The 26,032-nt window shown below is 42.0% G+C and carries 19 protein-coding genes and 1 pseudogene; 12 read left to right on the plus strand and 8 right to left on the minus strand.

Annotation, left to right across the window (positions count from 1 at the left end; translation table 11 throughout):
• Positions 1–28: 28 nt before the first annotated feature.
• Both DQQ10_RS03485 and DQQ10_RS03490 read right to left on the minus strand, forming a co-directional pair.
• A complete protein-coding gene (locus tag DQQ10_RS03485; protein ID WP_112745384.1) occupies positions 29–415 on the minus strand; it encodes a hypothetical protein in 387 nt (128 codons plus the stop codon).
• Positions 408–749 (minus strand): carboxymuconolactone decarboxylase family protein, encoded by a 342-nt coding sequence (locus tag DQQ10_RS03490; RefSeq protein WP_112745385.1) that lies wholly within the window; start codon positions 747–749, stop codon positions 408–410. The genes DQQ10_RS03485 and DQQ10_RS03490 overlap by 8 nt, the downstream gene beginning before the upstream one ends.
• A 240-nt stretch (positions 750–989) precedes the next feature.
• On the opposite strand from DQQ10_RS03490, the gene DQQ10_RS03495 reads away from it, so the two are divergent.
• A complete protein-coding gene (locus DQQ10_RS03495; protein WP_165823783.1) occupies positions 990–1,541 on the plus strand; it encodes a ComF family protein in 552 nt (183 codons plus the stop codon).
• 46 nt (positions 1,542–1,587) lie between these two features.
• Here the strand turns inward: DQQ10_RS03495 and DQQ10_RS03500 are convergent, their stop codons facing one another.
• Together DQQ10_RS03500 and DQQ10_RS03505 are read right to left on the minus strand one after the other, a co-directional pair.
• Positions 1,588–2,205 carry a thioredoxin family protein gene (locus DQQ10_RS03500; protein ID WP_112745758.1) on the minus strand — a complete coding sequence of 206 codons (618 nt, stop codon included), beginning with the start codon at positions 2,203–2,205 and terminating at the stop codon, positions 1,588–1,590.
• Between the two features lie 22 nt (positions 2,206–2,227).
• Entirely contained in the window at positions 2,228–2,698 is a 471-nt protein-coding gene (locus tag DQQ10_RS03505; RefSeq protein ID WP_221409654.1) for a TlpA family protein disulfide reductase, read from the minus strand.
• Positions 2,699–3,018: 320 nt separating this feature from the next.
• On the opposite strand from DQQ10_RS03505, the gene DQQ10_RS03510 reads away from it, so the two are divergent.
• Positions 3,019–3,972: an NAD(P)H-dependent flavin oxidoreductase gene (locus tag DQQ10_RS03510; protein ID WP_112745387.1), complete on the plus strand. Its 954-nt coding sequence runs from the start codon at positions 3,019–3,021 to the stop codon at positions 3,970–3,972.
• 53 nt (positions 3,973–4,025) lie between these two features.
• Here the strand turns inward: DQQ10_RS03510 and DQQ10_RS03515 are convergent, their stop codons facing one another.
• On the minus strand, positions 4,026–4,289 hold the full coding sequence (locus DQQ10_RS03515; protein ID WP_112745388.1) for a hypothetical protein: 264 nt from the start codon (positions 4,287–4,289) through the stop codon (positions 4,026–4,028).
• A 136-nt stretch (positions 4,290–4,425) separates the two neighbouring features.
• On the opposite strand from DQQ10_RS03515, the gene recG reads away from it, so the two are divergent.
• The 8 genes from recG (at position 4,426) to hutF (ending at position 17,657) form a co-directional block, all read left to right on the plus strand.
• Positions 4,426–6,519 carry an ATP-dependent DNA helicase RecG gene (gene recG / locus DQQ10_RS03520; RefSeq protein ID WP_112745389.1) on the plus strand — a complete coding sequence of 698 codons (2,094 nt, stop codon included), beginning with the start codon at positions 4,426–4,428 and terminating at the stop codon, positions 6,517–6,519.
• A gap of 95 nt (positions 6,520–6,614) precedes the next feature.
• Positions 6,615–9,347 (plus strand): triple tyrosine motif-containing protein, encoded by a 2,733-nt coding sequence (locus tag DQQ10_RS03525; protein ID WP_112745390.1) that lies wholly within the window; start codon positions 6,615–6,617, stop codon positions 9,345–9,347.
• Between the two features lie 38 nt (positions 9,348–9,385).
• Positions 9,386–10,099, plus strand: a complete 714-nt coding sequence (locus tag DQQ10_RS03530) for a hypothetical protein (protein WP_112745391.1) — start codon at positions 9,386–9,388, stop codon at positions 10,097–10,099.
• Positions 10,100–10,112: 13 nt separating this feature from the next.
• Positions 10,113–12,785, plus strand: coding sequence for a PAS domain S-box protein (locus DQQ10_RS03535; protein ID WP_112745392.1), 2,673 nt, complete (start codon positions 10,113–10,115; stop codon positions 12,783–12,785).
• Positions 12,786–12,898: 113 nt separating this feature from the next.
• Positions 12,899–14,191, plus strand: coding sequence for a D-alanyl-D-alanine carboxypeptidase/D-alanyl-D-alanine-endopeptidase (locus DQQ10_RS03540; RefSeq protein WP_112745393.1), 1,293 nt, complete (start codon positions 12,899–12,901; stop codon positions 14,189–14,191).
• 10 nt (positions 14,192–14,201) lie between these two features.
• A complete protein-coding gene (locus tag DQQ10_RS03545) occupies positions 14,202–15,476 on the plus strand; it encodes a glycoside hydrolase family 3 N-terminal domain-containing protein (protein WP_245970258.1) in 1,275 nt (424 codons plus the stop codon).
• Positions 15,477–15,492: 16 nt separating this feature from the next.
• Positions 15,493–16,296: an N-formylglutamate amidohydrolase gene (locus DQQ10_RS03550; protein WP_112745394.1), complete on the plus strand. Its 804-nt coding sequence runs from the start codon at positions 15,493–15,495 to the stop codon at positions 16,294–16,296.
• Entirely contained in the window at positions 16,293–17,657 is a 1,365-nt protein-coding gene (gene hutF / locus DQQ10_RS03555) for a formimidoylglutamate deiminase (protein WP_221409655.1), read from the plus strand. Before DQQ10_RS03550 ends, hutF begins: the two co-directional genes overlap by 4 nt.
• A gap of 6 nt (positions 17,658–17,663) precedes the next feature.
• Here the strand turns inward: hutF and DQQ10_RS03560 are convergent.
• From DQQ10_RS03560 to DQQ10_RS03570, 3 genes and pseudogenes are all read right to left on the minus strand, one after another.
• A pseudogene (locus tag DQQ10_RS03560) lies at positions 17,664–18,670 on the minus strand (DUF3500 domain-containing protein).
• 23 nt (positions 18,671–18,693) lie between these two features.
• Entirely contained in the window at positions 18,694–23,529 is a 4,836-nt protein-coding gene (locus DQQ10_RS03565; protein WP_133259521.1) for a hypothetical protein, read from the minus strand.
• 98 nt (positions 23,530–23,627) lie between these two features.
• Complete coding sequence (locus DQQ10_RS03570; protein ID WP_112745396.1) at positions 23,628–23,840, minus strand: DUF2905 family protein; 213 nt, start codon at positions 23,838–23,840, stop codon at positions 23,628–23,630.
• Between the two features lie 21 nt (positions 23,841–23,861).
• On the opposite strand from DQQ10_RS03570, the gene DQQ10_RS03575 reads away from it, so the two are divergent.
• Positions 23,862–24,572, plus strand: coding sequence for an SAM-dependent methyltransferase (locus DQQ10_RS03575; RefSeq protein WP_112745397.1), 711 nt, complete (start codon positions 23,862–23,864; stop codon positions 24,570–24,572).
• 84 nt (positions 24,573–24,656) lie between these two features.
• Positions 24,657–25,913 (plus strand): methionine adenosyltransferase, encoded by a 1,257-nt coding sequence (gene metK / locus DQQ10_RS03580; protein WP_112745398.1) that lies wholly within the window; start codon positions 24,657–24,659, stop codon positions 25,911–25,913.
• Positions 25,914–26,032 lie beyond the last annotated feature (119 nt).

Here is a 26,032-nt window from a genome sequence, read left to right on the forward strand (position 1 = left end):
TCGCAAACAAAACGCATATTCCTGGGTATTATTCTGCGGGTGGCATGCCCAGGTCTGGGGGAATCCAGTTGAATTCTTTTTCAAAATACTCCATGACGTGCATCTTCAGCAGCTTTTCTTGTTCCAATAGGTCGAAGTGCGGAAGTTTCTTAATCATTTTCCAGTGCGGCCAACCGTCATTATCCAAGAATTCCAACTGGTAGTAGCCCGAATAGCTCAGCACTTTGCATATACCAATGTGCATCAGGTCCTGTTTTTCTTCTTTGGAAAAGACTTGCTGTCCTTTTCCGAGTTCCTGCACACCAATCAAGAATAGAACCGCGTTTAAATCCTTAGGCTTTTTGCCAATCATGGTCTCTAATTCAGAGATTAGGGCATGCCATCGTCGGTCCAGATCTAAATCACGCTTAAACATTTTGCAATTCCTCCCAAAATTCAAAGGCGCGGCGAAGGTGTGGTATTACGATGGTACCGCCAATTAAAGTAGCAATTCCCATAGCTTCCTGAACTTGGTCTGTGGTTAACCCAACGTCTTTGCATTTTCCCAAGTGATATTTAACACAATCATCACAGCGGAGAACTAACGAGCAAGTGAGTCCGATGAGTTCCTTGGACTTGATATCCAAGTGGCCTTCTTGATAGGCGTTGGTATCGAGGTTGAAAATTCGCTTGATAATTAAACTATCAGAACTCAAAATCTTCTCATTCATTTTGCTTCTGTAACCATTGAAGTCTTCGACAAGTCCCATTTTTTTAAGATCTTAGATTGCTACTAATTTTTGAAGCGAAACCAAAGCTTTAGGATTTAGTTCACCGTTGTCGGCAAATATATCTTTTATATGAGAACTTCTGATTTTAACACAGTTGTTAACGACTTCGTCTCGTTGTTTTTTCCGCGGTATTGCCTCGCTTGCCAAGGTCCTTTAGTAAAAGGAGAAGACATGATCTGCACGGTTTGTATGTTGGAAATGCCCCAGACAAATTTCCACATGAAACATGATAATAGTCTTCGCGAGCGACTTCACGTTAGAATGCCGTTGCTATATGCAATGGCACTTTTCAGATTTTCAAAAAGTGGTCGTGTGCAGGAACTCCTTCATACATTGAAATACAAGAACCAACCAGAATTGGGAATTTCAATCGGTAAAATGTACGGCGAAAAACTCGCTACTTCTGGTTACGTTGGACAATGGGATTCCATCATACCTGTTCCGTTGCACGAGTCGCGTTTTCGAAAGCGGGGTTACAATCAAAGCTCGAAATTTGCAGAAGGTCTTTCAGACAAATTGCATTTACCCATTCTTGAGGATGTATTGTTTAGAAAAGTGAAGACAGACACACAGACAAAAAAGACAAAATTGAATCGTTGGGAAAACGTGCGAACTGTATTCGAGATGAACTCACAAGGAATGGCGCCCAATAATAGAGTGCTTTTGGTTGACGATGTTGTTACAACAGGCGCTACATTAGAAGCTTGCGCGCAAACGTTAATGGAGTCGGGGTGTTCTTCGGTGAGCATTGCCTGTATAGCCGAGGCATAAAAAAAGGGACACCCACGCGCCCCTTTTCCTTGGATATAAAAAATCCTTAAGAATTTTTCCATTTGATTGTACATCCAATGGCTTTTGTTTTAGCGACTGGAATTTCTTTTCCTTCAATCAACGCATTGACGGCATCTTCCACATATTTTTTGTCGGCAGCGCTACCGTCGCGTGAGTTGTTGTCTATCGCGCCGATGTACGCGACTTTAAATTTGTCGCCATCTTTTTTCAACACGAAAACGTGTGGTGTGTTAGATGCACCAAACGCTGTCGCTACTTCCTGATTTTCATCGGCGAGATAAGCAAAGGTGTATTTCTTCTTTTTTGCATAAGAAACCATTTCATCGAAACCATCACCCGGCGAAACTTCGGGGCTATTCGGATTCACGGCTACTACAGGAAATCCTTTTGATGCAAATTTTTGATCAAGGGCGAGAATTCGCTCATTGTATCCCTTCGAAACAGGGCAAGTGTTACAATCAAAAATGAGAATTACACCTTTTCCCGTTTTGTAATCACTGAGCGATACGGATTTACCGTCGACATTTTTCAGTTTGAAATCAGCTACCGTGTCGCCGACATTATAACCCATTGGACGTGCAGCCAAGAGTACAACGACGCTTAAAATCAAAAGCATTGCAGGTTTAATTTTTTTAAGATTCATGCGGCTTAAATTTATCGTTGGTTTAAAGTAGTTCATTCACGAGCAATTCAAGATCTCCTTCTTTTAATTCTTTTTCAACGAATTTTCTACGACCGGTTTTTGGATTAATAATAATGGTGGCCGGGATCGCACCACCCCATGATGGTTCAACTTTATCGATCCATGAATTTCCATCAGTTTCGTCGAGCAGAAGGACTTCACACTTCAAGTTCTTCTTTTTGACAAACGCATTTACTTTATCGACTTTGTCGGCGTAGTCCAAACTGATAAGTATAACATGTGCATTGCCAGCGTTTGCCTGTTGATATTGTTCAAAAATTGGAAGCTCCTTGACGCAAGGGGCACACCACGTTGCCCAAAAATTCACGATTTGGATTTTGTCACGAGTTCTGTCAGCCAACAATTTTTCGAGATGATCAAACTTTACGATGGTTGTCTGCGCTGATGCAAGACTTGCGAGAAGAATGATAGGAAGTAGTGTAAGAAATTTCATAATCAATTAATATATCGATGTGTCACAAAATTTATGCTGGGTTACAAAAACCTTAGAATACAGGTAGTTAGAAATATCCAAAAAGTGGTCAAAAAAGTATTCCACAAAAATCTTCATTTATCCACATTAACGATACATTAACACTTAACATATTGATGAATAATGATTTAGGAGGCTATTTGAGAATCAATTCTTTGTGGACAACTTAAAACCGTTTAAAAACCTCAAATAGTCTACTGGACATTTCTCTCAAAACATAAACGTCGATAATTGAATTTGCAAGCCGATATTTGAACTCGGATGATTAAATTTTTTAATGTATGACAGGAGACGAAAACCGCATCAAAAAGCTCTTTAACATTAGTGTTCCAATCATACAAGCGGGTATGGTATGGTGTAGTGGTTGGGAACTTGCGTCTGCCGTTAGTGAAGCTGGAGGTTTGGGAATAATCGGCGCGGGATCCATGTATCCGGAAGTTTTGCGAACGCATATTCAGAAATGTAAGAACGCAACGAATAAACCCTTCGGTGTGAACGTGCCATTATTATATCCCGACATCGATAAGGTTATTCAAATCATCGAAGAGGAACAAGTCCGAATAGTATTTACTTCAGCCGGGAATCCGGGAACTTGGACATCAAGATTGCACGATCATGGCATCAAGGTCGTGCATGTTGTTTCCAGTGTGAAGTTCGCGAAAAAAGCAGAGCAAGCTGGTGTAGATGCAGTAGTTGCTGAAGGCTTTGAAGCCGGTGGACACAATGGACGCGAAGAGACGACGTCGATGGTCTTAATTCCTCTGGTTAGCAAGGCCGTTAAAATTCCGGTAATTGCTGCAGGCGGAATTGCGTCGGGAAGAGCGATGTTGGCAGCCGAAGCGCTTGGCGCCGAGGGTGTTCAAATAGGCAGTCGTTTTGCAGCGAGTATTGAATCATCAGCCCATCAAAGTTTTAAACAACGTGTTGTTAATGTAGTTGAAGGAGAAACAATGCTGACTTTAAAACAGCTTACCCCCGTGAGATTAATTAAGAACAAATTCTACGAGGAAGTTTTGAAAGCGGAACGATCTGGTGCTAGTAATGAGGCATTAGAGGATTTACTCGGAAAACGCCGCGCAAAATTTGGAATCTTTGAAGGAGATTTAGAAGAAGGTGAGTTAGAAATAGGGCAGGTAGCTGCCGCAATCGATAGCATTCAACCTGCGGCAGAAATCTTAAAAGAAATTTGGGATGAATACCTTACCGTTCGAAAATCGATCACTGCTGCTTCGTGATAATCGGCAGTTTTAAGCGAGCAGTCAACGACATAAATTTATGAGAGAAAGCATCAATGTTGAAAAGCCAGATTCACGACCTCAGCTTCGCTCTCGGATTTCTGCAAACGATTTTTTGACGTTTCCTTGTAGATGTTTTCGTACCAAAAAGAGTAATCGGTGTATTGAAGGCAGTTACTAATAACTTTTCCGTCGATTAGAATTTTTATGAGATAATCACGATCAAGGCTTTCAAGTATTTTGCTGCGCTGCTCGTCTGGCAACTGGTTGAGTTGAATGTACTCGATGCCTTTGAAGTTCTCTGAATTAATTTTCATACGTTGTGGCCGGTTGATAACATTTGATCAAGATTTGTAACCTTAGCGCCGCCTGCATAACGATGTGGTTCAAATCGAAAAAAATTTTAATGTTTAACTGAAATTACGTTAACTATATTAGGTTTCGTTTATACGGATGACAGGATTTTTTGATACACCGATTGAATATCTAAAAGGAGTAGGCCCTCAACGCGCAGCCCTCTTAAATAAAGAACTGAACATTTTCACCTTCGGTGACTTAATACAACATTATCCATTTCGATACGAAGACCGCACAAAATTTGTGACCGTCAAAATGCTTGACGATGAGATGCTGAATGCACAGCTGAAAGGGACTGTGAAAAGCATCGGGGAAATTGCGTCGGGAAAAAAGAAACGGTTGTCGGTGGTCATGGTAGATGAAACGGGTGAATTGGAATTAGTATGGTTTCAAGGAATTCAATGGACGAAGGACCGCTTAAAAATTGGTGCCAACTATGTTGTGTTTGGAAAACCCGCTCGATATGGGTCGAAGTGGAGTATCGCGCATCCAGATATCGAGCCTGTAAACCCTCAAAATGAAAAAGGCCTTGCATTGCATCCGGTGTATCCCCTGACGGAAAAATTACGAGCACGCCACTTTGATAGTAAGTCTCTATCGAAACTGGTTTCCTTACTTTTTACGATGGCAACTAACAAGTTTCGCGAAACGTTGCCAAGCGAATTGTTATCAACGGAAAAACTACTTTTTAAGGAGCAGGCGATTCAGCAAATACATTTTCCAACAGATACGAAAATGTTACAGGAAGCACAACGCCGATTAAAGTTTGAAGAACTCTTTTACATCCAGCTGAGATTACTCAAGTTGAAATTAGTAAGAGAAGACAAATTCAAAGGACATGTTTACCAAGACGTTTCAGTGCTCACACAATTTTATAATGATCATCTCCCCTTCCCACTAACAGACGCGCAAAAAAAAGTTATTCGCGAAATTTACGCTGATCTCAAATCTGGTAAACAGATGAATCGTCTGCTGCAAGGTGATGTTGGTAGTGGAAAGACGATCGTAGCATTTATTTGTATGCTCATCGTGATCAGTGGAAAGTCACAAGCGGCATTGATGGCTCCGACGGAAATTCTCGCGCAGCAACATTTTAACAACCTGAAAAAGTTTGCTGACTTGATGTCGTTACCGATTGCCCTGCTTACAGGCTCAACAAAAAAATCAGCACGTCGCGAATTACACGCGCAGTTGCAAAGTGGTGAGCTGAAAATTTTGATAGGAACACATGCGTTGTTAGAGGAAGAGGTTCAGTTTCATCATTTAGGTTTAGCGATTATTGATGAGCAACATCGCTTTGGTGTGGCGCAACGATCGAAGCTTTGGCAAAAGAACACCACGAGTTATCCACATGTGTTGGTTATGACAGCCACGCCTATACCGCGCACGTTAGCGATGACGCTTTATGGCGATTTAAATATTTCAACAATAGATCAACTGCCTGCAGGTCGCAAGCCGATTAAGACTATTCATAAGTTTGATTCGCATAGACTCCAAGTGAATCAATTTTTACGTGATCAAATCTCGATCGGTCGGCAAGTATATATGGTGTATCCATTGATCGAGGAATCGGAAAAAATGGATTTGAAACATTTGATGGATGGATACGAAAGCGTTTGTCGTGCTTTCCCCGATGTCGCGGTAAGTATTGTTCATGGAAAAATGAAACCCGAGGCGAAAGACTACGAGATGGCGCGCTTTAAAAAAGGTGAAACCAAAATAATGGTAGCCACAACGGTGATCGAAGTTGGCGTCGATGTTCCCAACGCATCGGTTATGGTGATCGAAAACGCTGAGCGATTCGGATTATCGCAACTTCATCAGCTTCGTGGCCGTGTCGGTCGTGGCGCGGAACAATCATATTGTATTTTAATGAGTGGTTTCAAACTTGGCGCAGATTCGAAAACCAGAATTGAAACCATGGTGCGTACAAATAATGGTTTTGAGATTGCCGAGACAGATTTGAAACTGCGTGGCCCTGGCGATTTAACCGGCACACAACAAAGCGGGGCACTTGATCTTATGATCGCGAACCTTTCCACAGATGGGGAAATATTGCAACAAGCTCGCGATGCGGCAATTCGAATTCTTCAAAATGATCCTGATCTTACAACGCCTCAGAATCAGGCGATTCGATTGCAAATTGATTCAGCGCGTAAAACTGTAGTGAACTGGAGCAAAATCAGCTGATGCCAAAGTAATATTACATTAAAAGGCGTGTAACCTCTTCTTTGTCTTTAGGTTGTATATTTTTCATTTGCTAACTTTGACGGAAGCCCATCTTCATGCGTAAGATTTTTTTATTTATTGCCCTTCTCTGGTGCTTTCAAGCTGCTGCGCAAAATGGAAACTATTTCCTGTCGCACTATTCACCTGGTGAAAATCATTCCGATAACGTTTGTTTCGACATGGTGCAAGATCCCAGCGGGATGGTGTATTTCGCTACGCGTCGTGGCATTCAACGCTTCGATGGACGTAACTGGAAGATGATCACCGGGCAAGGTTCGGTTTATTCGTTGCAGCTTACTTCGGATGGCCAAATCGTTTGGGCCGGTGCTGCAGGTTTCGGAAAATTAGAAAGTAATGGCTTCGGCGACCAACGACTAGTAACCCTTTCGTCTGAAACACGCGATGTATTTGAATGTGTCGTCATTCAACGCACTGCATACTTTGTTACCGAAACGCAGGTTTTCGTTTATAACCTTGATAGTAATAAGACTGATATTATTCCGTCAACAAATTTGACGGGCGCACTGGTGGGAATATTCGAGCTGTTTGGTTCTGCATACTTGAATACTGAACGTGGTGGTGTTATTAAAATCGATGGGCAAAAATTTTCGAAGAGTGGTTTCAAATTTCCGGAAAATGAAGAAGTGATTTTTTCATGCGCGGGAGATCGACAGTATTTGATTGCCTTGTCGGACAACCGCATTTTGTTGTGTAACGAAAATCAAAAAATACGCGAGATCAAAATTCAGGATAGCAGCTATGTTGATGCGAGCGTAATTGTATCAGGAAGTTTTGTCAACAAGGATCTTTTTGTCTTAGGGACATTGCGTGGCGGAATGATTTTCATCCAAACAGCAACCGGACGAACACAAGAAATCATCAATTACAACACGGGCCTTCCAGATAATGAAGTTTATGCGTTGATGATCGATCGGAGTCAAGGAATTTGGGCTTCGCATGAATATGGTTTCACTCGCGTCGCTCCTTACTTACCGTTTCGCTCCTTTGGACACTATCCGGGACTATCCGGAAATTTACTTTGTGCAACGTCGTTTGAAGGTAATGTATATGTTGGTACTTCATTGGGTTTATTCAAGTTGGAGAAGCAAGATGTCTATGATGAAATTGTCTACTATGTAGATGTTGAAATTAAGCGTTCGGGAAAAACGTCGGAGCCAGTCCACGAAAAGGATTTACCAGAAACACCGCCGACCACGGAGACAGAATCGAAAAAGAAAAGTTTTTGGAAATTCTTTAAAAAAAGCAAAACAACTTCACCCGTAGAAGACAAAGCACCACTTAAAAAGGACAACGAAACAACCGCACCAAAATCTGAAGAAGCTCCACGGTATCAGAAGATAAAAAAGACTGAGCGCGTCCTTCGTGCTTCGCAGTTTGTTTATAAAAAAGTTTCAGGTGTTGATGCCAAAGTAACGCAACTTGTTTCAATTAATAATTCGCTGATAGCGATTGGACTGGGAGGAGCATATGAGATAAATGGCGTTGCTGCGAAACCTATACTAGAGGAGCCGGTGCGAATGGCTTATGCTTCCCGCGAGCGACAAACACTTTTCCTATCAACGTACGCGGATGAATTGAAAACCTACCAATCCGTTAATGGCGCATGGTTGTATAGTGATGCTCTAGAAAATTTAGATGATAGGATTACCTCCATTATGGAGGGAGAAAGAGATGAGCTTTGGTTTCTATCGATCAATAAAGTTTATCGACTTCAGTTTAGCGGCAAAACAGTGGCCGAAATAGAAACGATCGATGTTTCCAATCCAAAATTTGACGAGCAGCTTGGTGTGCATCTTGGACGCGATATCTATTTGGTGAATTCGGAAGGCTTTTTCAAACTCGATCGTTCAAAATCAAGCTTTGCACTTCTTGACTCCTTGCCGAAACCACTGCATTACTTTGCTGGAGATGGCGGTATTTTTTTTAATGATAGTCATACGTGGTCTACATTCGGATTGGAAGGTCAGCAGAATTTGAAGTTGATGAATCTGCTGCATGATATACGTTATGTTAATCAAGAACGCAATACCGAAAATTTATGGGTGATTACGAGTGAGAACGAACTGTACAAGTTTTTTGGAAATCGGTTTACGCCATATGAAGATGGCTTTCCTCTAAAATTGAAATCTGTCACGGGTAATGTGACGATTAACAAACGCGAGGTTTTCGAATTAGATCAAGAGAAAAGTGCACTCAATATCGAATTTGTTCAACCCGACTTTCTTGCAGCACAAGCGATCGAGTATCGATACCAATTAAAAGGGCTCGACAAAACATGGTCCGACTGGTCTTCACAGAATGACGCCGTAGATTTTGCCTATTTGCCGGCCGGCGATTATTCATTTAATGTGCAATCGCGCGACATTTTCGGCAATATTAAAGAGTTTGGTGCTGTTCCGTTTGAAGTACTCCCACCGTATTGGAAACGCCCTTGGTTTTATGCGCTAGAATTTTTTGTATTTGCGGCGCTGGTAATGCTTTCATTTCGCTTGAGTACCAGGTTCAGAATCATCAGTAGGTTGTTGTCATTGCTAACAATCATCATGCTGATTCAATTTATCCAAACCGTGATCGGTGAAATGTTCTCGACAAAGACCAGTCCGGTGATAGACTTTTTTGTGCAAGTTGTTGTGGCATTCATGATCCTTCCAGTGGAAGGATACCTAAGAAATTTGATGCTTCGCTCACTCGACTCAAAAAGTCGACTTCACAAGTTCCTTTCACCCAAGTCTAATCTGGCGTCGGGAGGAGATGAAGCGGTGCCATAATTTTCTTAAATTCACAAAAACGAAACCCAGACCCTCTTATGATAAAGTATTTTAAAGGCGCCATGCTGTTGGCGACTGTTTTTTGCACAATTATTTCGTGTAGTTCTCCGAAAGAAAAGCGCCAACCCTTACCCTTTGATCCATCGCACTCAGACCCCGCTGCTGTAGAGTTGGTGGATAGTGTTGTGTCCGCTGCGGGTGGTGTGAAGGCGTGGGATGATGCCCGTTACTTTTCATGGACTTCAGCCGCAGAGAGAAAAATTTTTTGGGACAAACATAACTCGAAGGTTCGTATCGAATCGGCTAACGAACTTTATTTGATTGATCTCAACGACAGCATTGTTCAAATAAAAGGAAAAGAGAAAACGACGCTAGAAGATGTGTCTAATGCGTTCGCAGTTTTTAACGAATGTGCGCAAGAACTTGCCCTTCCATTTCTACTAAAACAATTCGGCTCAACATTGGTGTACTTAGGCGAGGACAGTTTGTCGGACGGCACGCGTGTGAATGTATTGAATCACAAACCGGCCAGTGATACAAGTTTGACTTTGACGGTGCACATTGGCGTGAAGGATAATCTCATCAAACAGGTTGTAAAAAATCGGAAAGGAGAGACAACAACAAATAGTGGCTTCTGGGATAATTACAAAGAATATAATAACCTTTTGCTTTCCGTTGATCGGACAAGTGGTAGCGGTCCGAAAAATCTTAGCACTGAAGCAATCGACGAAAATAAATTCGTGAACTTTTAAGGATCGCTGGGTAATGAAGCCAGTAAAGAAAAAAATAAAGGAAACGGAATTGAACGAAAAGCGCTTTCGTGCATTAATAGAAAACGCGCACGAAGGTATTGTGCTGTATGATGTGCAAGGAAACATTGTATTTGGAAGTAAATCGATAAAAACCATTTGTGGATTTTCTGAGAAAGAAATCCTTGGTAAATCAGGGATATCTTTCATCCATCCCGATGATCATGAATTAACACGGGCGACGTTTTTTAAATTATTGAAGAAGCCTGGAAAGAGTGCTACCATTGTGCAACGCATTCGAAAAAAGAAAGGTGGCTACATTTGGGCGGAGTCTCTTCTAACTAATTTTTCTCACATTCCAGAAATCAACGGTATCGTCTCTAACTTCAAGGATATTACCGAAAAGAAAGAATCGGAAGAGAAAATATTTCAGACACAGGAGCTACTTCAAACGATCACGCGAAACCTATCGGAAGGATTATACCTTGGCGAGATAGGAACACGTCTCATGTACGTGAATGATGGATTCTTGAAACTTCTCGGCTATAAATCATTTAAAGAAGTAGAGAAAATTAAGCCGTCGGAGTTTTATGCCGATCAGCAACAGCGCGCCGAAATTGTGGAGGCGTTGAAGAAGCACCACGTTGTTGAAAATAAAGAAACGATTTTTAGGAAAAAGAACGGTGGACTGCTTCCGGTAATTCTAAATGTAAGGTTGTTAGTCAACGAAGGGAAGCCAACGTATTTTGTTGGAACAGTTCGTGACATTACGCGTGACAAAGCTGTTGAACAAGAGCTTACCTCGTCAAGGTCGTTTTTACGAAATATTGTTAACACTGTTGCCGCACCAATTTTTGTTAAGGACGCACGTCACCGTTGGGTCATGACTAATGAAAAATTTCAGCACCTGTTAGGTCAAACGGAAGAAGCGTTACTCGGTAAAACGGACAAACATTTTGTACCACCTGAGGAGGCAAAAGTTTTTTGGGATGTTGATGCTACGGTCTTGAAGACGGGAAAAACAATTGTCAATCTCGAAAAAATAACATCTTCTAAAGGTGAATCGCTGGAGTTGATGACGGTGAAGTCACGATTTGTGAATGAGAAGAAGGAAAAGTTTATTATAGGTTTTATTACCGACATCACCGAGCTACGAAAACGTGAGGATAGAATCCATCAACTGAATGCTACGCTTCAGGGAGTGCTCGAAAGTACAAAGGAGTCAGTCTATGCAGTTGACCGTGATTTGAATTATATCATGTTCAATAAGAATCATCGAAAGGTGATGAAAGATTTGTACAATGCTGATATCAAAGTTGGCGTGAACAAAATTCATTTTCTGAAAGGCTCGGATGAATTCAAGTGGGTGAAGACGGAACTTGAAAAGGCAATGAAAGGAAATCACTTTGCGACTGAGCACTACCTCGATCATCCCAAGTTTAAAGGTCATATCCAAACGACATATAATCCAATTTACGATCAGCAAAAGAAAGTTAAAGGTGTTGCGATCTTTGTAAACAATATAACTCAGCGTAAGGAATACGAATCAATCATCAAATCGATGAACGCAAATCTTTCGGCGGTAATCGAAAACACATCGGATCGTATCGTGTCGCTCGATAAAAACTACCGTTACATCTTATTCAATAGTGCGCACGCTGCTGCGATGAAAAGGTTATTTGGAAGGGACATTAAACTAGGTGATAGTTTTGTCGAGATTATTCCACCGCATCTGGGTGAGTCGGCAAAACAAGATATTGATCGAGCCTTGCGAGGCGAACAGTTTACACTTGAAACAGAACTCCAGCACGGAACAAGCATCGAAGCCACTTACAATCCAATTTATAACGATGCAAAGAAGGTTACTGGGGCTGCGATTTTCGTTCGTGAAATTTCAGAGCGGAAGCGTATCGAGGTAATGATGAAACATCTGAATGAAGAATTGATTCATCAGAACAATCAACTTGCCATGCAAGAGGAGGAGTTAAAGGTAACACTCGAGGAACTTTCGGAACGCAACTTTGAACTTGATCAATTGATGTACAAAACATCTCATGATTTACGGTCGCCGTTAAGTTCAATTATGGGTTTGGTAAATCTCGCACGTATAGATCAAGCTGATGGACACCAAACGGGTTATCTAAACAAGATCGAGGATCGTATCAAAAAGCTTGATGAGTTTATTCGTTCAATGCTTAACTACGCTCGCGTTAATCGTGTTGAGCTTTCGTACGAAAATGTTGATTTGCGTGCGATCATAAAGAGCTGTCTTAAGGAATTGGAGTACTTGGAGAATTTTCACGACGTCCATACGACCATCGATGTTGTCGGAGATGATTCAATGATGGTTACGGATCCGTTAAGGATAAATATAATCTTTAGCAACATTATCTCGAACGCCTACAAGTATACAAATCCTGAGGAGGCGTGTTATCTGAATATTCGTATCGAACCGCTGCCGGCGTTAACGCGGATTACCTTTAGTGACAATGGTATTGGTATAAAAGAAGAGTATCTCGATAAGATTTGCAACATGTTTTTCCGCGCGACGGAAAGATCACAAGGGTCGGGCCTTGGGATGTACATCGTTCAACAAGCGTTAGAAAAACTTCACGGCACATTAAAGATCGAGAGTCAATATGGCAAAGGAACCAGTATCATAATCAGTCTACCGAAAAGAAAGAATTGATTTTGATCTAAATCTTTACATTTACACATGGCCAAACTAGATTTTGCATTAAGTCCATTCTGCAAGCAAGTTTATTTCGGGAATGTATTGAAAGAACGCTATTCCGAAATGTGATGATGCGTCCACTGATAATACTTGTTGTTGTTGCCTCACTGTTTTCATCCTGTGTGTCAAGCATTCGGGTGGCGTTGGATAAAAATCTCGCCGCTACGGAAGCACGTTTTAAAGATCACACCGGGTTTGTTCTATTCGATCCGACTACCAATGAAGAATTGTATGCGTATAATGGTGATCGTTATTTTACGCCAGCGTCAAACACAAAGATCTTTACATTTTATACTTGCCTAAAAATCTTAGGTGATTCGATTCCCGGGCTTCGATACATAGAGAAAGGTGACTCTACTATCTTTTGGGGTACGGGTGATCCTTCATTCCTTTATAAATATGTTTATCAAAATCAACGCACCTGGAATTTATTAAAGACGGCGCCGGGGAGTTTGTATTTTTCTAACAGCAACTTTAATACTGCACACTTTGGTCCGGGTTGGGCTTGGGATGACTATAACGATTACTATTCTGCGGAGAGATCGCCGTTCCCGATATACGGGAATATTTTTTCGGTGGAAATCGATGAAGGCGGAAGCCACTTGAAGCCGCGCTATTTTAAAAACTTTCAATCTGTAGGTACTCGTCAATATCGCCCAAAGGTTGAGAGAAAGTTGGAGAGCAATGATTTTACATATTTTCCGGGAAGGAAATTAGATACGTTAGATGTTCCATTTAAAGTTGATGCCGACTTCATTACGACATTGTTAGCCGATACATTGCAACGGAAGGTAACATTGGTAAATAAGAGGATGGTTCATGGTGCGAAGACAACCTATAGTGCACCCGCCGACTCTATTTATAAAGTGATGATGGTTGATAGCGATAATTTCCTTGCGGAACAGTTGTTGCTTGTTTGCGCTGGTGTGATCAGTGATACGCTTCAGCCGGAGATAGCCATCAAGTATGCCAAGAAAAATCTCCTTGCCGATTTGAAAGACTCGCCAGTTTGGGTTGATGGTTCTGGTTTGTCGCGCTATAATCTTTTTACCCCGCGCACGTTGGTGGCGATCTGGGATAAAATTTATGATCTTGCTCCAAAAGTGCGTTTGTTTTCTCTCCTGCCTGTCGGCGGACAAACAGGAACGATCAAAAATTGGTATAGAGGAAAAAATGGAAAACCTTATGTCTTTGCTAAAACCGGTACACTAAGCAACAATCATAGTTTGAGCGGATATCTGGTTGCTAAGTCGGGACGGACGCTGATTTTTTCTTTTATGAGTAGTAACTATGTAGCATCAACGTCGGATGTTAGGAGGCAAATGCAAATTGTATTGGAAGAAGTTTATGAACATTATTAACAGTTTAGTTGTGGGAAGAAAATTGAAACGAAATTTATTTTTGGCGCTGACGATAGTATTGTCATGGCAACAGATGAAAGCAAATGCTCAAGCTGTCGATAGTCTTGATATAAAAATTGGTCAGATGATTCTGATCGGTTTCGCCAAGCCAGACATCGACTCTGCAGTGCTCAAAGAAATTCGAAGTGGGAAGGCCGGTTCGTTATTGATTTTCGAAAAGAATATCCCAGCGAAAAGTTCATTTGCATCGCTTAAGAAGATTATTTGGACGTATCAAAAAGCAGCGCCTATTCCATTAATCGTTGCCATTGATCAAGAAGGAGGCAGAGTTAATCGCTTGAAAGAGAAATATGGTTTTACACGTTCGATTACAGCACAGGCCATGGGGAAATCACCATCGCTTGATTCTGTTCAGTTTTATGCCGATGCCACAGCGGCCACGCTCGCGGGATTGGGCATCAACTTAAATTTTGCGCCCGTCGTCGATTTAGGATCAAATCCCGATAACCCGATCATTGCAAAAGTAGGAAGAGCTTTTTCTAGTCGTGAAGATTCTGTAACGCTGCTCGCGAAAGAATTCATTAAGCAACACCGAAAATATAATGTGCTCACTTCGCTGAAGCATTTTCCTGGACATGGAAGTTCCAAGGCAGATACACACTTGGGTATGGCAGACGTGACCGCTACCTGGGAAGAACGTGAGTTGAAACCGTACAAAGACCTTATCGACTCTGGTTATGTTGACGCCATTATGTCGGCACATATTGTGAACAAAAAATTAGATTCTATTGGTAACCCTGGAACATTATCGAAAGCAATTCTCACAGGGATATTGAGACAGCGACTTCATTTTAATGGTGTGATCTTTTCTGACGATATGCAGATGCATGCGATTACGAAACATTACGGTTTTGAAGAAGCGGTGAAGTTGGCCATTCAAGGTGGTGTTGATATTATGATATTCTCAAACAACATTTCCGGAAGCGATGTACGCACGGTGGACAAAGTACATGCTATCATACGATCACTCGTTGATCGCGGCATAATTTCACCCGCACGAATTGATGAGAGCTTTCGTCGCGTAATGCGACTGAAGAAACAAATTGTTGCTCCTGAAAAAACGGCGACACTGAAAAAATCTTTAAATCAAAAGGACGTTGAAATCGCTACGTTAAAGCAACAACTAGCCGAAAAGGAAGCAGAGGTTAGCAAGTTGAAGTCGGTGCAGGAATCAGAAAAGGAATCGACGTCTAAAAAGAAGCGTAAGAAGAAAAACAAAAAGTAATTATCGGATTGGCGGAATGACTCCCTATAAAATCATATCACCAACAGCATCGGAGGTTCCGATTATTGTAAGCGTTCCGCATTGTGGTGTTTTGTTTCCTGATGAGATTAAAGCACAATATCATTCGTCATTAATAGAATCACCCGACGATACGGATTGGTTTGTGCATCAGCTTTACGATTTTGTTTCGTCGATGGGCATGACGATGATTCATGCAGTGTATAGCCGGTGGGTAATTGATTTAAATCGTGATCCGAAGAGCAAACCATTGTATAACGACGGAAGGATTATCACGGCACTTTGTCCAACAACAAATTTCATCGGAAATCCATTATATACTGATGAGCGAAAAGAAGTCGATTCAGCGGAAGTAGAACGACGACTGAAAGTTTACTACAACCCTTATCACGAAAAAATTCAAGAGCTTTTGCAAGTCAAGCAAAAGAAATTTGGTAAGGCCTTGCTTTGGGATTGTCATTCCATTCGAGAATATGTGCTTACCATTCAGAAAGAAAAATTTCCAGATCTAATACTCGGTGACGTCGACGGAACTTCTGCTGACAGTAAACTAATCGATAGAACACTTGAGGCCCTCAATGGTAGTCGATATACCGTCAACCACAATCACCCTTTCAAGGGAGGATACATCACACGACATTTCGGAAAACCGGCGCAGAATATTCATGCACTACAACTTGAAATGACCAAGGTGAACTACATGGACGACGCTGAGAAAAAGTATGACGAGCAACGTGCGTCGCAAATGCGCACATTGCTGATGAAAACATTTCAATCACTGATTGACCAACTGAAGTTGTGAACCCTATAAAAAAATATTATTCGTTCGATTCGCTATTGTTATCCACTGGATGGCTTTCACCTGGGTATGTTGGTGTCGATGGGGTTGGAACGATTCAATATCTATCGGACAAATCACCAGTGGACAGTGTGGCGATAGAGTCTATTCATGGTTTTGCGTTGCCAGGTTTTCGTAATGCACATTCTCATGCATTTCAATTTGGAATGGCAGGCATGGCTGAGAAACATAGGCCAGGAACGAACGATGACTTTTGGAGTTGGCGCGAAGCGATGTATCGATGCGCGTTAAGTTTAGATCCTACAGCGGTCGAACACATTGCGGCGATGTTATACGCTGAGCTATTGAAGAAAGGTTATACGCATGTGGCTGAATTTCAGTATTTGCATCACGACAAAGACGGAAAGCCATACGCAAATTATGCAGAGATGGGAGAACGCCTCGTTGCAGCTGCAGAAACAGCTGGAATAAGAATTACATTGATTCCTGTTTTTTATCAGCAAGGAAATTTTGGAAAAGAACCGTTTCCTGAGCAACGTCGTTTTATCTCGAAAACGATAGATGAATATTTTCAATTGCTCGACGACTCTGCGCATGTTGTCGCACATGCACCACATGCGCGTTTAGGATTTAGTGTTCATTCGTTGCGAGCAGTAAAACCAAATGATGTCGTAAGAACTTTTGAGCAAGGACCATCTACTATTCCGTTTCATTTGCATGCCGCGGAACAAAAAAAGGAAGTAGCAGATTGTTTTTTATTTCATAAACAAACACCGATTGAATGGCTTTTAAACAATTTGCCGGTGAATGAAAGATTTCACATCGTTCATTGTACACACTTAACAGATCATGAGGTTGCGGCACTCGCGAAATCAAGGGCCCATGTAGTACTGTGTCCCGGAACAGAGGGAAATTTAGGTGACGGCATTTTCCGACTTACTGACTTTGCTTCACAGGGTGGTCAATGGTCGATTGGTACGGACAGTCATATTAGTTTAAATCCCCTCGAAGATCTTCGCTGGCTAGATTATGCCCAGCGATTCACGACACACAAGCGTAACACCTTTGATGACGGAGCGGCAATACTCGTCGATAAAACTTTTCATGCTGGAAATTCTGCGATGGGTTTTTCGTCGTCGGAATATTTTTCAGTCGGCCAAAAACTAGATGCCGTGATCTACGACGCTCATCGACCGTTGTTAAGTCAGGCAAGGCGAGAACATTTGCTTTCGGCCATTATCTACACTGCTTCGCCTGCTGAAATTTTAGGGACAATGATAGATGGTAAATGGATTGTGAAAAACAATTATCATTTCCGTGAAGGTGAAATATTTAAATCGTTCACATCAACGCATGCGAAGTGATTGCTTCTAATGATCGTTTTGGTAATGTTCTTTTAGAATGTCTTCTGCAAAATCATTGGTGAGATCGCGAACAGCTGTGTGAATGTGATTGCCGCCGTTTTGAGTGTTGTCATACTCTATTAAGAGCATCGGCCCCTGGATGCGATAGTAGTGGCCGCCATTTTCAGGCGTTGTCGTTCCCGCCCAAGCGAAACTTAAATTCTCAATGCCAGCGTTCTTAATCTTTTTCATTAACGTGCTTGAGAATCCGAGTTCATAGTTATTCACATAGGTTTCCACAAGCTGAAGAAAAATCTTCCGCTGTATTTCATTCATACTGCTGTAGCCAATACCGATTGGTGTTAACGTTTCTGCTTTGCGTTTGTTAAAAGAAAGAATTTCTGGAAGGGCCTTATCGGAGAATTTTGCAATTGAAAGCTGCGATGGCGTAAATGAGTTGACCAGTTGAAAAGCAAGATCCATTTCTAATTTTAAAACCTGTACACCACGTTTCGGCCCTTCTTTTACAATAGCAGGGTTGCATCCAAAAAAACTTGGCGTGCTAGATTGCATTTGGCCATTTGAAAAAGCAAAGTTCAGCGAGATATGATGTCCTTCAAATCGCCAACCCCATGGTTCAGTTTGATCCGGTGCACCGAAGATTGTAAAGTGATAATTTTCAGGATCTCGGTAAGTATCATTGGGCCCACGATTTTCTACTTGCCGTAATACATTTTCCAATGCCACAATGCCAGTAGCTTTTGTATATCCTGGGAGCTCAAACTGGACTTTAATAAGTTGTAAGCTGCCTCCCGTTGTGATTTTGAAAGGGAGTGAAATGATATTCCTAATCTTTCTCTAGGAACAAAATGCCAGTTGAAACGTTCGGCGCTTGAAAAATTGAAAACCGTTTTTGCTTTTTGGTTTTGCTCCAATTGCGCGATAAACTCTTTCGCGTCGACAACAGTTTGATTTTGTGCGTGGGATCTAAATGAAATTATACATAGCAATGATACGAGAAACCAATATTTCATCGGCGATTGTTTTGGATTGCGATCTAGAAACCGTCGTCCTCTTCTTTCTTCTTCTCCTCTGTGTTTTCTTCTTTTTTCTGAGTTGGACCTTGTTCTTGCGGAGGTCCTTCTTCTTTAGCAGGTGTTGCGCTCGATAAATCGCTCAGACTGTACGGGAAATCAATACCATAATATTGTTGCCTGAACTTGTTAATGAATGCCAACACTTCTTCATCTGTTCCGGGTATGAAAGCAACTTCACCAACCTTCGCTTTGCCAGCATTCGTTTTCTTTGAAACGATTCCATTGATCTCTCCATTGGATGTGTGTACCATTAAGCGAGCATCTTCATATCCGAAGTAATACCAAGCTTCTGGCGACACCTTCACAAAAACGTGAAATACAGAAGCACCGTCTTCATTTTTTCTTATTTCCATGAACCCTTCGAAGCCGCCGTTTACATCGGTGCGTCCGATGTTCGACATCCCAATGTTTCCCTCACTAAAGAATGATTTGTGCTTCGGTGACCACTTGAGATTTACATTCGAAAAGACCAGTGGTTTTGCCAATTGGGGAATCGTCGCGAGTGATACGTAACCCTGTAAGCTTTTTTGCTCGAAGTCTTTAGCAGCGCGTTCACCCACAATGTCTGCGATTTTGTAGAGGAGCTCTGTTTGATCACCTAATCCATCAGCAGCACCTTCATTTTTAATGACATCTGCAATTTGTCTGGCCATCAAATCGAAAACAGTTACCGGCACATTACTTTCTACAACGAGCAAGGAATTCATTTTTACATCATGACTTTCCATATTGGCTTGTCCAATCGCTGTAGAAATGATGTTAAAATCTTTCGATCCATTAAACAGTTTCACTGGGCCTTCGAAACGAACTTGTTGGTTTTCGTCTTTATACGCAAACACTTTTCCAGACAGTGCGTTGCCAGCAGCCTTCTCCAAGTTTTCGATTTTAAATTCATGCGAAGCAGTATCATAATAAAGCGTACCACTCGGTGTGAAGAAATCTTCGTCTTCCTCATGACGTTTGTCGCTGGCAAACGAAACGTATAAACTGTTGTCTGTACTTTCGAAGTGTAATCCGGCGTTCACACGTTTTCCGTCTTCTGTTACTGCTTCGTCGAAATTGATGTGTACATCAGTTTCATCGCCCGACTGACTATACTGAATCCAGGTGTTGTAGTTCTTTATTTTTTGGATGTCGAGTTTGACGTATCCTTTGAGCATCAATGCTGGTCTTGTTGCGTACATCACCATGTCGCCTTTGTAGAACATACCAGCTCCTAATACGAGGTTTTCTTTTTCATCGACTGCACCTGTGCCTACTGTTTGCTGTGTGGCAGCAGTTTCTTTTCGCTGCGCGCGGCGCGATGTATTTTCAGTTTGTTCGATTTGCTCAAGGTGAAAATCCGTCATCTTGATAGCAAAGGTGTCTTTCAATAAATTAACATATTGATATGTCGCATATCCACTGAACTCTTTTCGCGATACGATATCAACAACGCCGTCGGTTAAGCGGTGATAACCATTTAATGTATCGAGAACAATCACCGTATTTTTCAACGTGCCGATTTTTGCGTTTTCGAGAATGAGGACTTCATTGTTCTCTGGTGTAATCTTCGCGTCGGCGACAATGATATAGGGAATACCACTTACCTTTAGTTCTTGTTTTTTAAGATCGTACTCCGCTTTTTCAGCGAGGAAATTTAGAGAGTCAAGATCCTTTCGCGTTGTATAGAAGTAGGAGTTTTCGAGCGGCACATCTGGATCTTTATTCATCGTGATCTTCTGCTCTGTGATATCCCAATGCATTTCGGGAATGGACGTCTTAAATTGTGCGAATGGAAAATCGATCGCTGCAACGCCGGCCACCTCCGGACTAACATCTGCGTAATTTTTTTCAAGGTTAAACTTCACACGCACATCCGTACCTGTTAAAAGAGGTTTGTTAGGATCATCACTTTTAACCCGGAATTTTCCATGACGTGCGCCGAAATCTGTAGCAGTGAAGTTCATGTTTCGCGAAACTAGTTCGGTACCACGCGTCTCTAGTTTTCCTGCACCCGCCACACCTTCTTTTGAAACAGTCAACGTACCTCGCATTTGTGCGGTGGAATCGTAAAAGTTAAAGGGCTCTCCTTTATTCTTGAGCTTCATCTGATCCGACTTCGGATACCACTTCATCTCAAAGTCCGGCAATGAAGCTTGCGGAAATACGACCGAACCAAATTGTTTTTGAGCAATCGTAGCACGGTCACCCTTTGTAATTACAGAATCGGGATAGTAAACAAAATCAGGAGACGACACAGTTACCGCGAGGTATTCTATTTTACCCGTTCCTCTTAATCCACGATTATCCATGGTGAGGGATCCTGTCATTTTACCATCGCCATTGTAGAGTTGATATCCTTTCTTTGGAATGGTATGTTCAAAACCGAGTGACTTATCGGGTTGTGAATGAAGTTTTTCTTTGAACGCCGGGAACATTCCGCTCGATACGAAAGTACCTTCGAAGTTTATCGACGCCGGATCTGCATCATTTAAACTATCAAGCTTAAACGGCGGCACGACGAAAAACATGGATCGATCATATACGCCACCGAGAACCTCTTGTCTGTCAAAATAAATAACGCCACCAGCGCTCGCATCGAGTCGCGGATAATTCGGAATTTTTCTTTTCCCGGATTTATTATTTCCCCTACTGATAAAGAGTGTTCCCGATTTTTTTGAAGTGTCTCCCATGCCCCCTGCCTGCGCTGCCGTACTATCGGCGCCGACCATGGAGTTGTTCAGCTTTCTTCTGATGGATTGCCCCTTGGCATTTTTTTCCATCACAAAAAAGTTAATCGAATCGATGTGCGCCAGGCTAATAAAGAAGCTGTCATATTTAAGTGTAAACCCCTTCCCGCTGATTTCGAAATTACCTGCCCGTACGGTACCGTCGAATTTAATATCACGGTTTTGCATCAACGTGATGACACTACTATCTGGATCGATCCTCACGTTCAACGAATCACTAACGCGGAATTCTCCAACACCACGTACCGTCATGTAACCTTTTTTGAAATTCAGCGATGCATTTGCGGAGCTATCAATAACAGAATGAATTTTCAGATTGTCGTAATCCATCTCCCCTTTCGAAGCTTTGTAGAGAAGAATTGCCTTCTCTTTTACGCGCACTACATCCGTTTTCGGATCGTAGGTTAACATTCCTTTCTCCGCAAGAAATTCTATCGCGCCTTTTACCTCACGACCGTCTTTGTTTACAACGGAAGCCAATTCTCCTGAATAGAACTCACGCACTTTGTTTTTAATACAGTAGTTTGCTACCAATGACAGTGGATGAAAACTAAAGCCCTCACCTTTCAAGAGTCGGAAATCCTCGGGATCGTAAAAATCTACCGATTCGATAATCATCGGCACATCGTTTCGGCCGCCATCGGTAAGTAAGTCTAAGCTGTCAGAATATAAATTCCATTTGATGATGTCAGATGAAAAATCGATGTTGAAGAATGATGCAGAGTATGGCGTATTTTTCTTCGATCCTTTATCCTTGATGAGCATTAATCGCTGCGTACTGTCTGCTCCAAACCAATAACGCATACGTACAGAAGTATGTGTGATGGAATCATTTCTTTGGAGAAGACTAACCTTTGTTACGTTCGCGCTAATCGTGGAGTCAGTAAAGATGAAGTTTGGCGATTTTGCGATAAATTTCTTTTCGCCCGCATGGAACACTTCGATAGTAGAATAGTCATTGTCGACAGACGCGCCCGATACTTTTCGCCCGTTGAGTGAGAAACCACCGCGGTAACGAACATTCTCGTCGCCAATTCCTTTGATCTCTAAATTACTTTGAAATGATTTAAAGGTTGGGTACGACGACGGGACAGAATCTTTTCTCGGTTGAGATTTAAACTCAAATGTTCCCGGAATCGCGCCAGGTGTTTTTCCCACGTAATTCAGCTTAACGAGATCCGACTTCAATTCAGCTTTGTTTGCGTTGAAATTGTATTGCGTTAATGTGCAGTATACACTGTCCGGACTAAGTCCTGCCGATGTCCAGTCGAATGTTCCATTCTCACCTACAAATAAACTGTTTCGAAGAGATAGCGACCCTTTCGTATTCTTTAGTTGAACGGAATCGTATTTGGTGACAAAGAGTAGCGATACTTTGTTGAATTTTAATACAGGTCCGTCGAGAAACGGCTGAGGCGGAGGATTCATCCACAACGGCGCGTCAACAAATACGGAGTCCATCGGAGGTTCATTGCTGTCGGCATACTCATCAACAGTCTCCGAAGGGGCTTGTTCTTCACCCGTTGTTGGAATACTCGTCGTGTCGTTCATGTCAAACGTAGCAACAGGCGCGATGTAATCGAAGGTGTAGTCATCGTCTTTTGCATAAAGACGAAATGATTTCTCGTAGTGCAGGGCGTGATTTTGGAAGAAAATGCGGCTGATTTGAAAAAATGACTGCGCTTTTTGCGTAGGGTCATTGGCGATTACTTGTCCGGCAACTTTTAAAAATGCATCAATCTTTGAAGCTTCTGCTCTTTCCACACTAACGGCGTTAGCTAAGCAACCGAAGTAATTTACCAGTGCAGGTTTTGTCGGGTATTTCTTCTTCCGCATTTGAAATGCCTGTCGCTGAATAATCATTTGTTGGTCAACCGTAAAGGAAGTCCAAGCCGAGGCGAAGCTCGTTCCGATCACCGTTGCGTCGACATTCTTTGTGTTTTCAAAAACGATGCGAACACTGTCTGGAAAACTGAGCGGAATGGAAGTAGTTGCTTTTTGAGCTGTTGCTTGAAAAGTCAAAAACAGCACACAAAAGAAAAAATATGGTCTAACCTTCTTCACAAAAAAAATTGGAACCTTGAAATTCGGAAATAAAGCTTAAATAAACTAAGCCGGAATCGATGGTTTAACGATATGAGGTAAGTTCCGGTATAACATCGCTAGTTTTTATAACGGTTAATGAAATAGAATATCAGCGACAGCAATAAGCTTATCAGTATAGACGAGGTTATGGGGAGGAAAAGTTTAAAGTTCTCTTTTTCTATCACGACGTCGCCTGGAAGTTTGCCAGGTAACGGCAGCTTCGGGATGAAGATGACAATCAGTCCTACGATGATGAATACTATTCCGACAATTATCAGCAACTTGCCCATTGGAAAAAGCGCAATTAAATCATGAATAAAGGCATTTTGTATTTGATCCCCAACCTTATCGCACCCGATACGCATGACCAAGCATTGCCACCCGATATGAAAAGAACGCTTGCCACCTTGAAAGATTTTCTCGCCGAAGACGTTCGTAGCGCGCGAAGATTTCTCAGCAGCTTAAAGATCTATGAAAGTATAGAAGCGTTAAATTTTCAAATTCTGGACAAAGAAACGCGTTTCGAAACAATGGGGGCACTTTTGGATCCATTGTTGAAAGGAAATTCGATGGGTGTTCTTTCTGAATCGGGTTGCCCTGGCATTGCCGATCCTGGTGCCTTGGCGGCGCGATGGGCCCATGAGAACGGCGTAAAGGTTATTCCGTTGGTTGGTCCATCCTCTATATTATTAGCATTAATGGCCTCTGGATTAAATGGACAGCGTTTTGCGTTTCACGGCTACCTTCCGATCGACGCTAAAGATGCCGCGCAAGCAATCAAAACATTGGAAAAGGAATCGCGTTCGCGTGATCAGACGCAGATATTCATCGAGACCCCTTACCGGAATAACACCGTGTTTTCGAATCTGATCAAATCGTTGCAAGATCAGACCCGTTTGTGTGTTGCAGCAGATGTTACCGGAAAGGGGGAACTCATCATTTCTCTTCCGGTCAAAAAATGGAAGACGATTAACATCACGTTTCCGAAAACGCCTGCGGTATTTTTATTTCTGGCGTCTTAAAATCTATTGGCCTAATGGGGTTTTGCTTTTAGAGTTTTCAACCTAAATTTGCCCGCTTACAATCAAAAATTATTTCACAATACTATGCCCTATCTATTTACTTCAGAGTCAGTTTCCGAAGGACACCCGGACAAAGTTGCAGATCAGATTTCTGATGCGCTCATCGATTATTTCTTAGCCTATGATCCGAGCTCTAAAGTAGCTTGCGAAACACTGGTAACGACTGGTCAGGTGGTGTTGGCTGGTGAAGTAAAATCACAGGCATATCTTGATGTTCAAGACATCGCGCGTGAAGTAATCCGCAAAATCGGTTACACCAAGAGCGAGTACATGTTCGAAGCAAATTCTTGCGGGATCTTTTCAGCGATCCACGAACAATCTGCTGACATCAATCAAGGGGTAGAACGTAAGAAAAAAGAAGATCAAGGCGCTGGCGACCAAGGGATGATGTTCGGCTACGCGACAAACGAAACGGATAACTACATGCCGCTTCCGCTTGAACTTGCCCATCTTCTTCTTCGTGAACTTTCTGCGATTCGTAGAGAAGGAAAAGTAATGACATACCTCCGCCCTGATGCGAAATCGCAAGTGACGATTGAGTATGGTGATGATAACAAACCATCACGTATCGATACCATCGTGATCTCGACACAGCACGATGAGTTTGGTAAAGATGCTGCCATGTTGAAACAAATTAAAGAAGACGTTATCAACATCGTGGTTCCAAGAATTAAGAAGAAACTTCCGAAACGCGTTCAGAATCTTTTCGGAGATGATATCAAATATCACGTAAACCCGACTGGTAAATTCGTAATCGGTGGACCACACGGCGACACCGGGTTAACAGGTCGTAAAATCATTGTCGACACATATGGTGGAAAAGGTGCACACGGTGGTGGTGCTTTCTCAGGAAAAGATCCATCGAAAGTTGACCGTTCTGCTGCATATGCTACACGTCACATTGCAAAAAATCTTGTCGCTGCAGGATTGTGTGATGAAGTGCTTGTACAGGTTGCTTATGCGATCGGTGTTGCTAAACCAGTTGGTTTATATGTCAATACTTATGGCACTGCAAAAACATCATTGAGCGACGGTGAGATTGCAGAAAAGGTAGCGAAGATCTTTGACATGCGTCCTTACTTTATTGAAGAGCGCTTTGGTTTGAGAACGCCAATTTATGCAGAAACTGCGGCATACGGCCACATGGGTCGTGAACCAAAAACTGTTGAGAAGATTTTCAACAAAGGAAAAAACAACGAGAAGAAAGTAAAAGTGGAATTGTTCCCTTGGGAAAAACTTGATTTTGTTGATCAGGTGAAGAAGACTTTTAAATTGAATTAAGAAAAAGTCCGGAAGCTTGCCTGCCGTAGTGATACGAAGGCATGGATGGAAAATCCGGAAGAAAAAACAAGCTGCTCTTAATTTTTTTAGGAGCAGCTTTATTTTTGTTAACGATTAAC

Source organism: Pseudochryseolinea flava, assembly GCF_003286915.1.
Lineage (GTDB): Bacteria > Bacteroidota > Bacteroidia > Cytophagales > Cyclobacteriaceae > Ohtaekwangia > Ohtaekwangia flava.

What these genes read in the sequence shown, in the direction of transcription:
- DQQ10_RS03540 (WP_112745393.1), top strand. Translation starts at nt 12,899, where the DNA reads ATGATGCGTCCACTGATAATACTTGTTGTTGTTGCCTCACTGTTTTCA.
- DQQ10_RS03515 (WP_112745388.1), bottom strand. Translation starts at nt 4,289, where the DNA reads ATGAAAATTAATTCAGAGAACTTCAAAGGCATCGAGTACATTCAACTC.
- DQQ10_RS03495 (WP_165823783.1), top strand. Translation starts at nt 990, where the DNA reads ATGAAACATGATAATAGTCTTCGCGAGCGACTTCACGTTAGAATGCCG.
- DQQ10_RS03530 (WP_112745391.1), top strand. Translation starts at nt 9,386, where the DNA reads ATGATAAAGTATTTTAAAGGCGCCATGCTGTTGGCGACTGTTTTTTGC.
- DQQ10_RS03490 (WP_112745385.1), bottom strand. Translation starts at nt 749, where the DNA reads ATGGGACTTGTCGAAGACTTCAATGGTTACAGAAGCAAAATGAATGAG.
- DQQ10_RS03525 (WP_112745390.1), top strand. Translation starts at nt 6,615, where the DNA reads ATGCGTAAGATTTTTTTATTTATTGCCCTTCTCTGGTGCTTTCAAGCT.
- DQQ10_RS03505 (WP_221409654.1), bottom strand. Translation starts at nt 2,698, where the DNA reads ATGAAATTTCTTACACTACTTCCTATCATTCTTCTCGCAAGTCTTGCA.
- DQQ10_RS03500 (WP_112745758.1), bottom strand. Translation starts at nt 2,205, where the DNA reads ATGAATCTTAAAAAAATTAAACCTGCAATGCTTTTGATTTTAAGCGTC.
- DQQ10_RS03535 (WP_112745392.1), top strand. Translation starts at nt 10,113, where the DNA reads ATGAAGCCAGTAAAGAAAAAAATAAAGGAAACGGAATTGAACGAAAAG.
- recG (WP_112745389.1), top strand. Translation starts at nt 4,426, where the DNA reads ATGACAGGATTTTTTGATACACCGATTGAATATCTAAAAGGAGTAGGC.
- DQQ10_RS03570 (WP_112745396.1), bottom strand. Translation starts at nt 23,840, where the DNA reads ATGGGCAAGTTGCTGATAATTGTCGGAATAGTATTCATCATCGTAGGA.
- metK (WP_112745398.1), top strand. Translation starts at nt 24,657, where the DNA reads ATGCCCTATCTATTTACTTCAGAGTCAGTTTCCGAAGGACACCCGGAC.
- DQQ10_RS03485 (WP_112745384.1), bottom strand. Translation starts at nt 415, where the DNA reads ATGTTTAAGCGTGATTTAGATCTGGACCGACGATGGCATGCCCTAATC.
- DQQ10_RS03510 (WP_112745387.1), top strand. Translation starts at nt 3,019, where the DNA reads ATGACAGGAGACGAAAACCGCATCAAAAAGCTCTTTAACATTAGTGTT.
- DQQ10_RS03550 (WP_112745394.1), top strand. Translation starts at nt 15,493, where the DNA reads ATGACTCCCTATAAAATCATATCACCAACAGCATCGGAGGTTCCGATT.
- DQQ10_RS03575 (WP_112745397.1), top strand. Translation starts at nt 23,862, where the DNA reads ATGAATAAAGGCATTTTGTATTTGATCCCCAACCTTATCGCACCCGAT.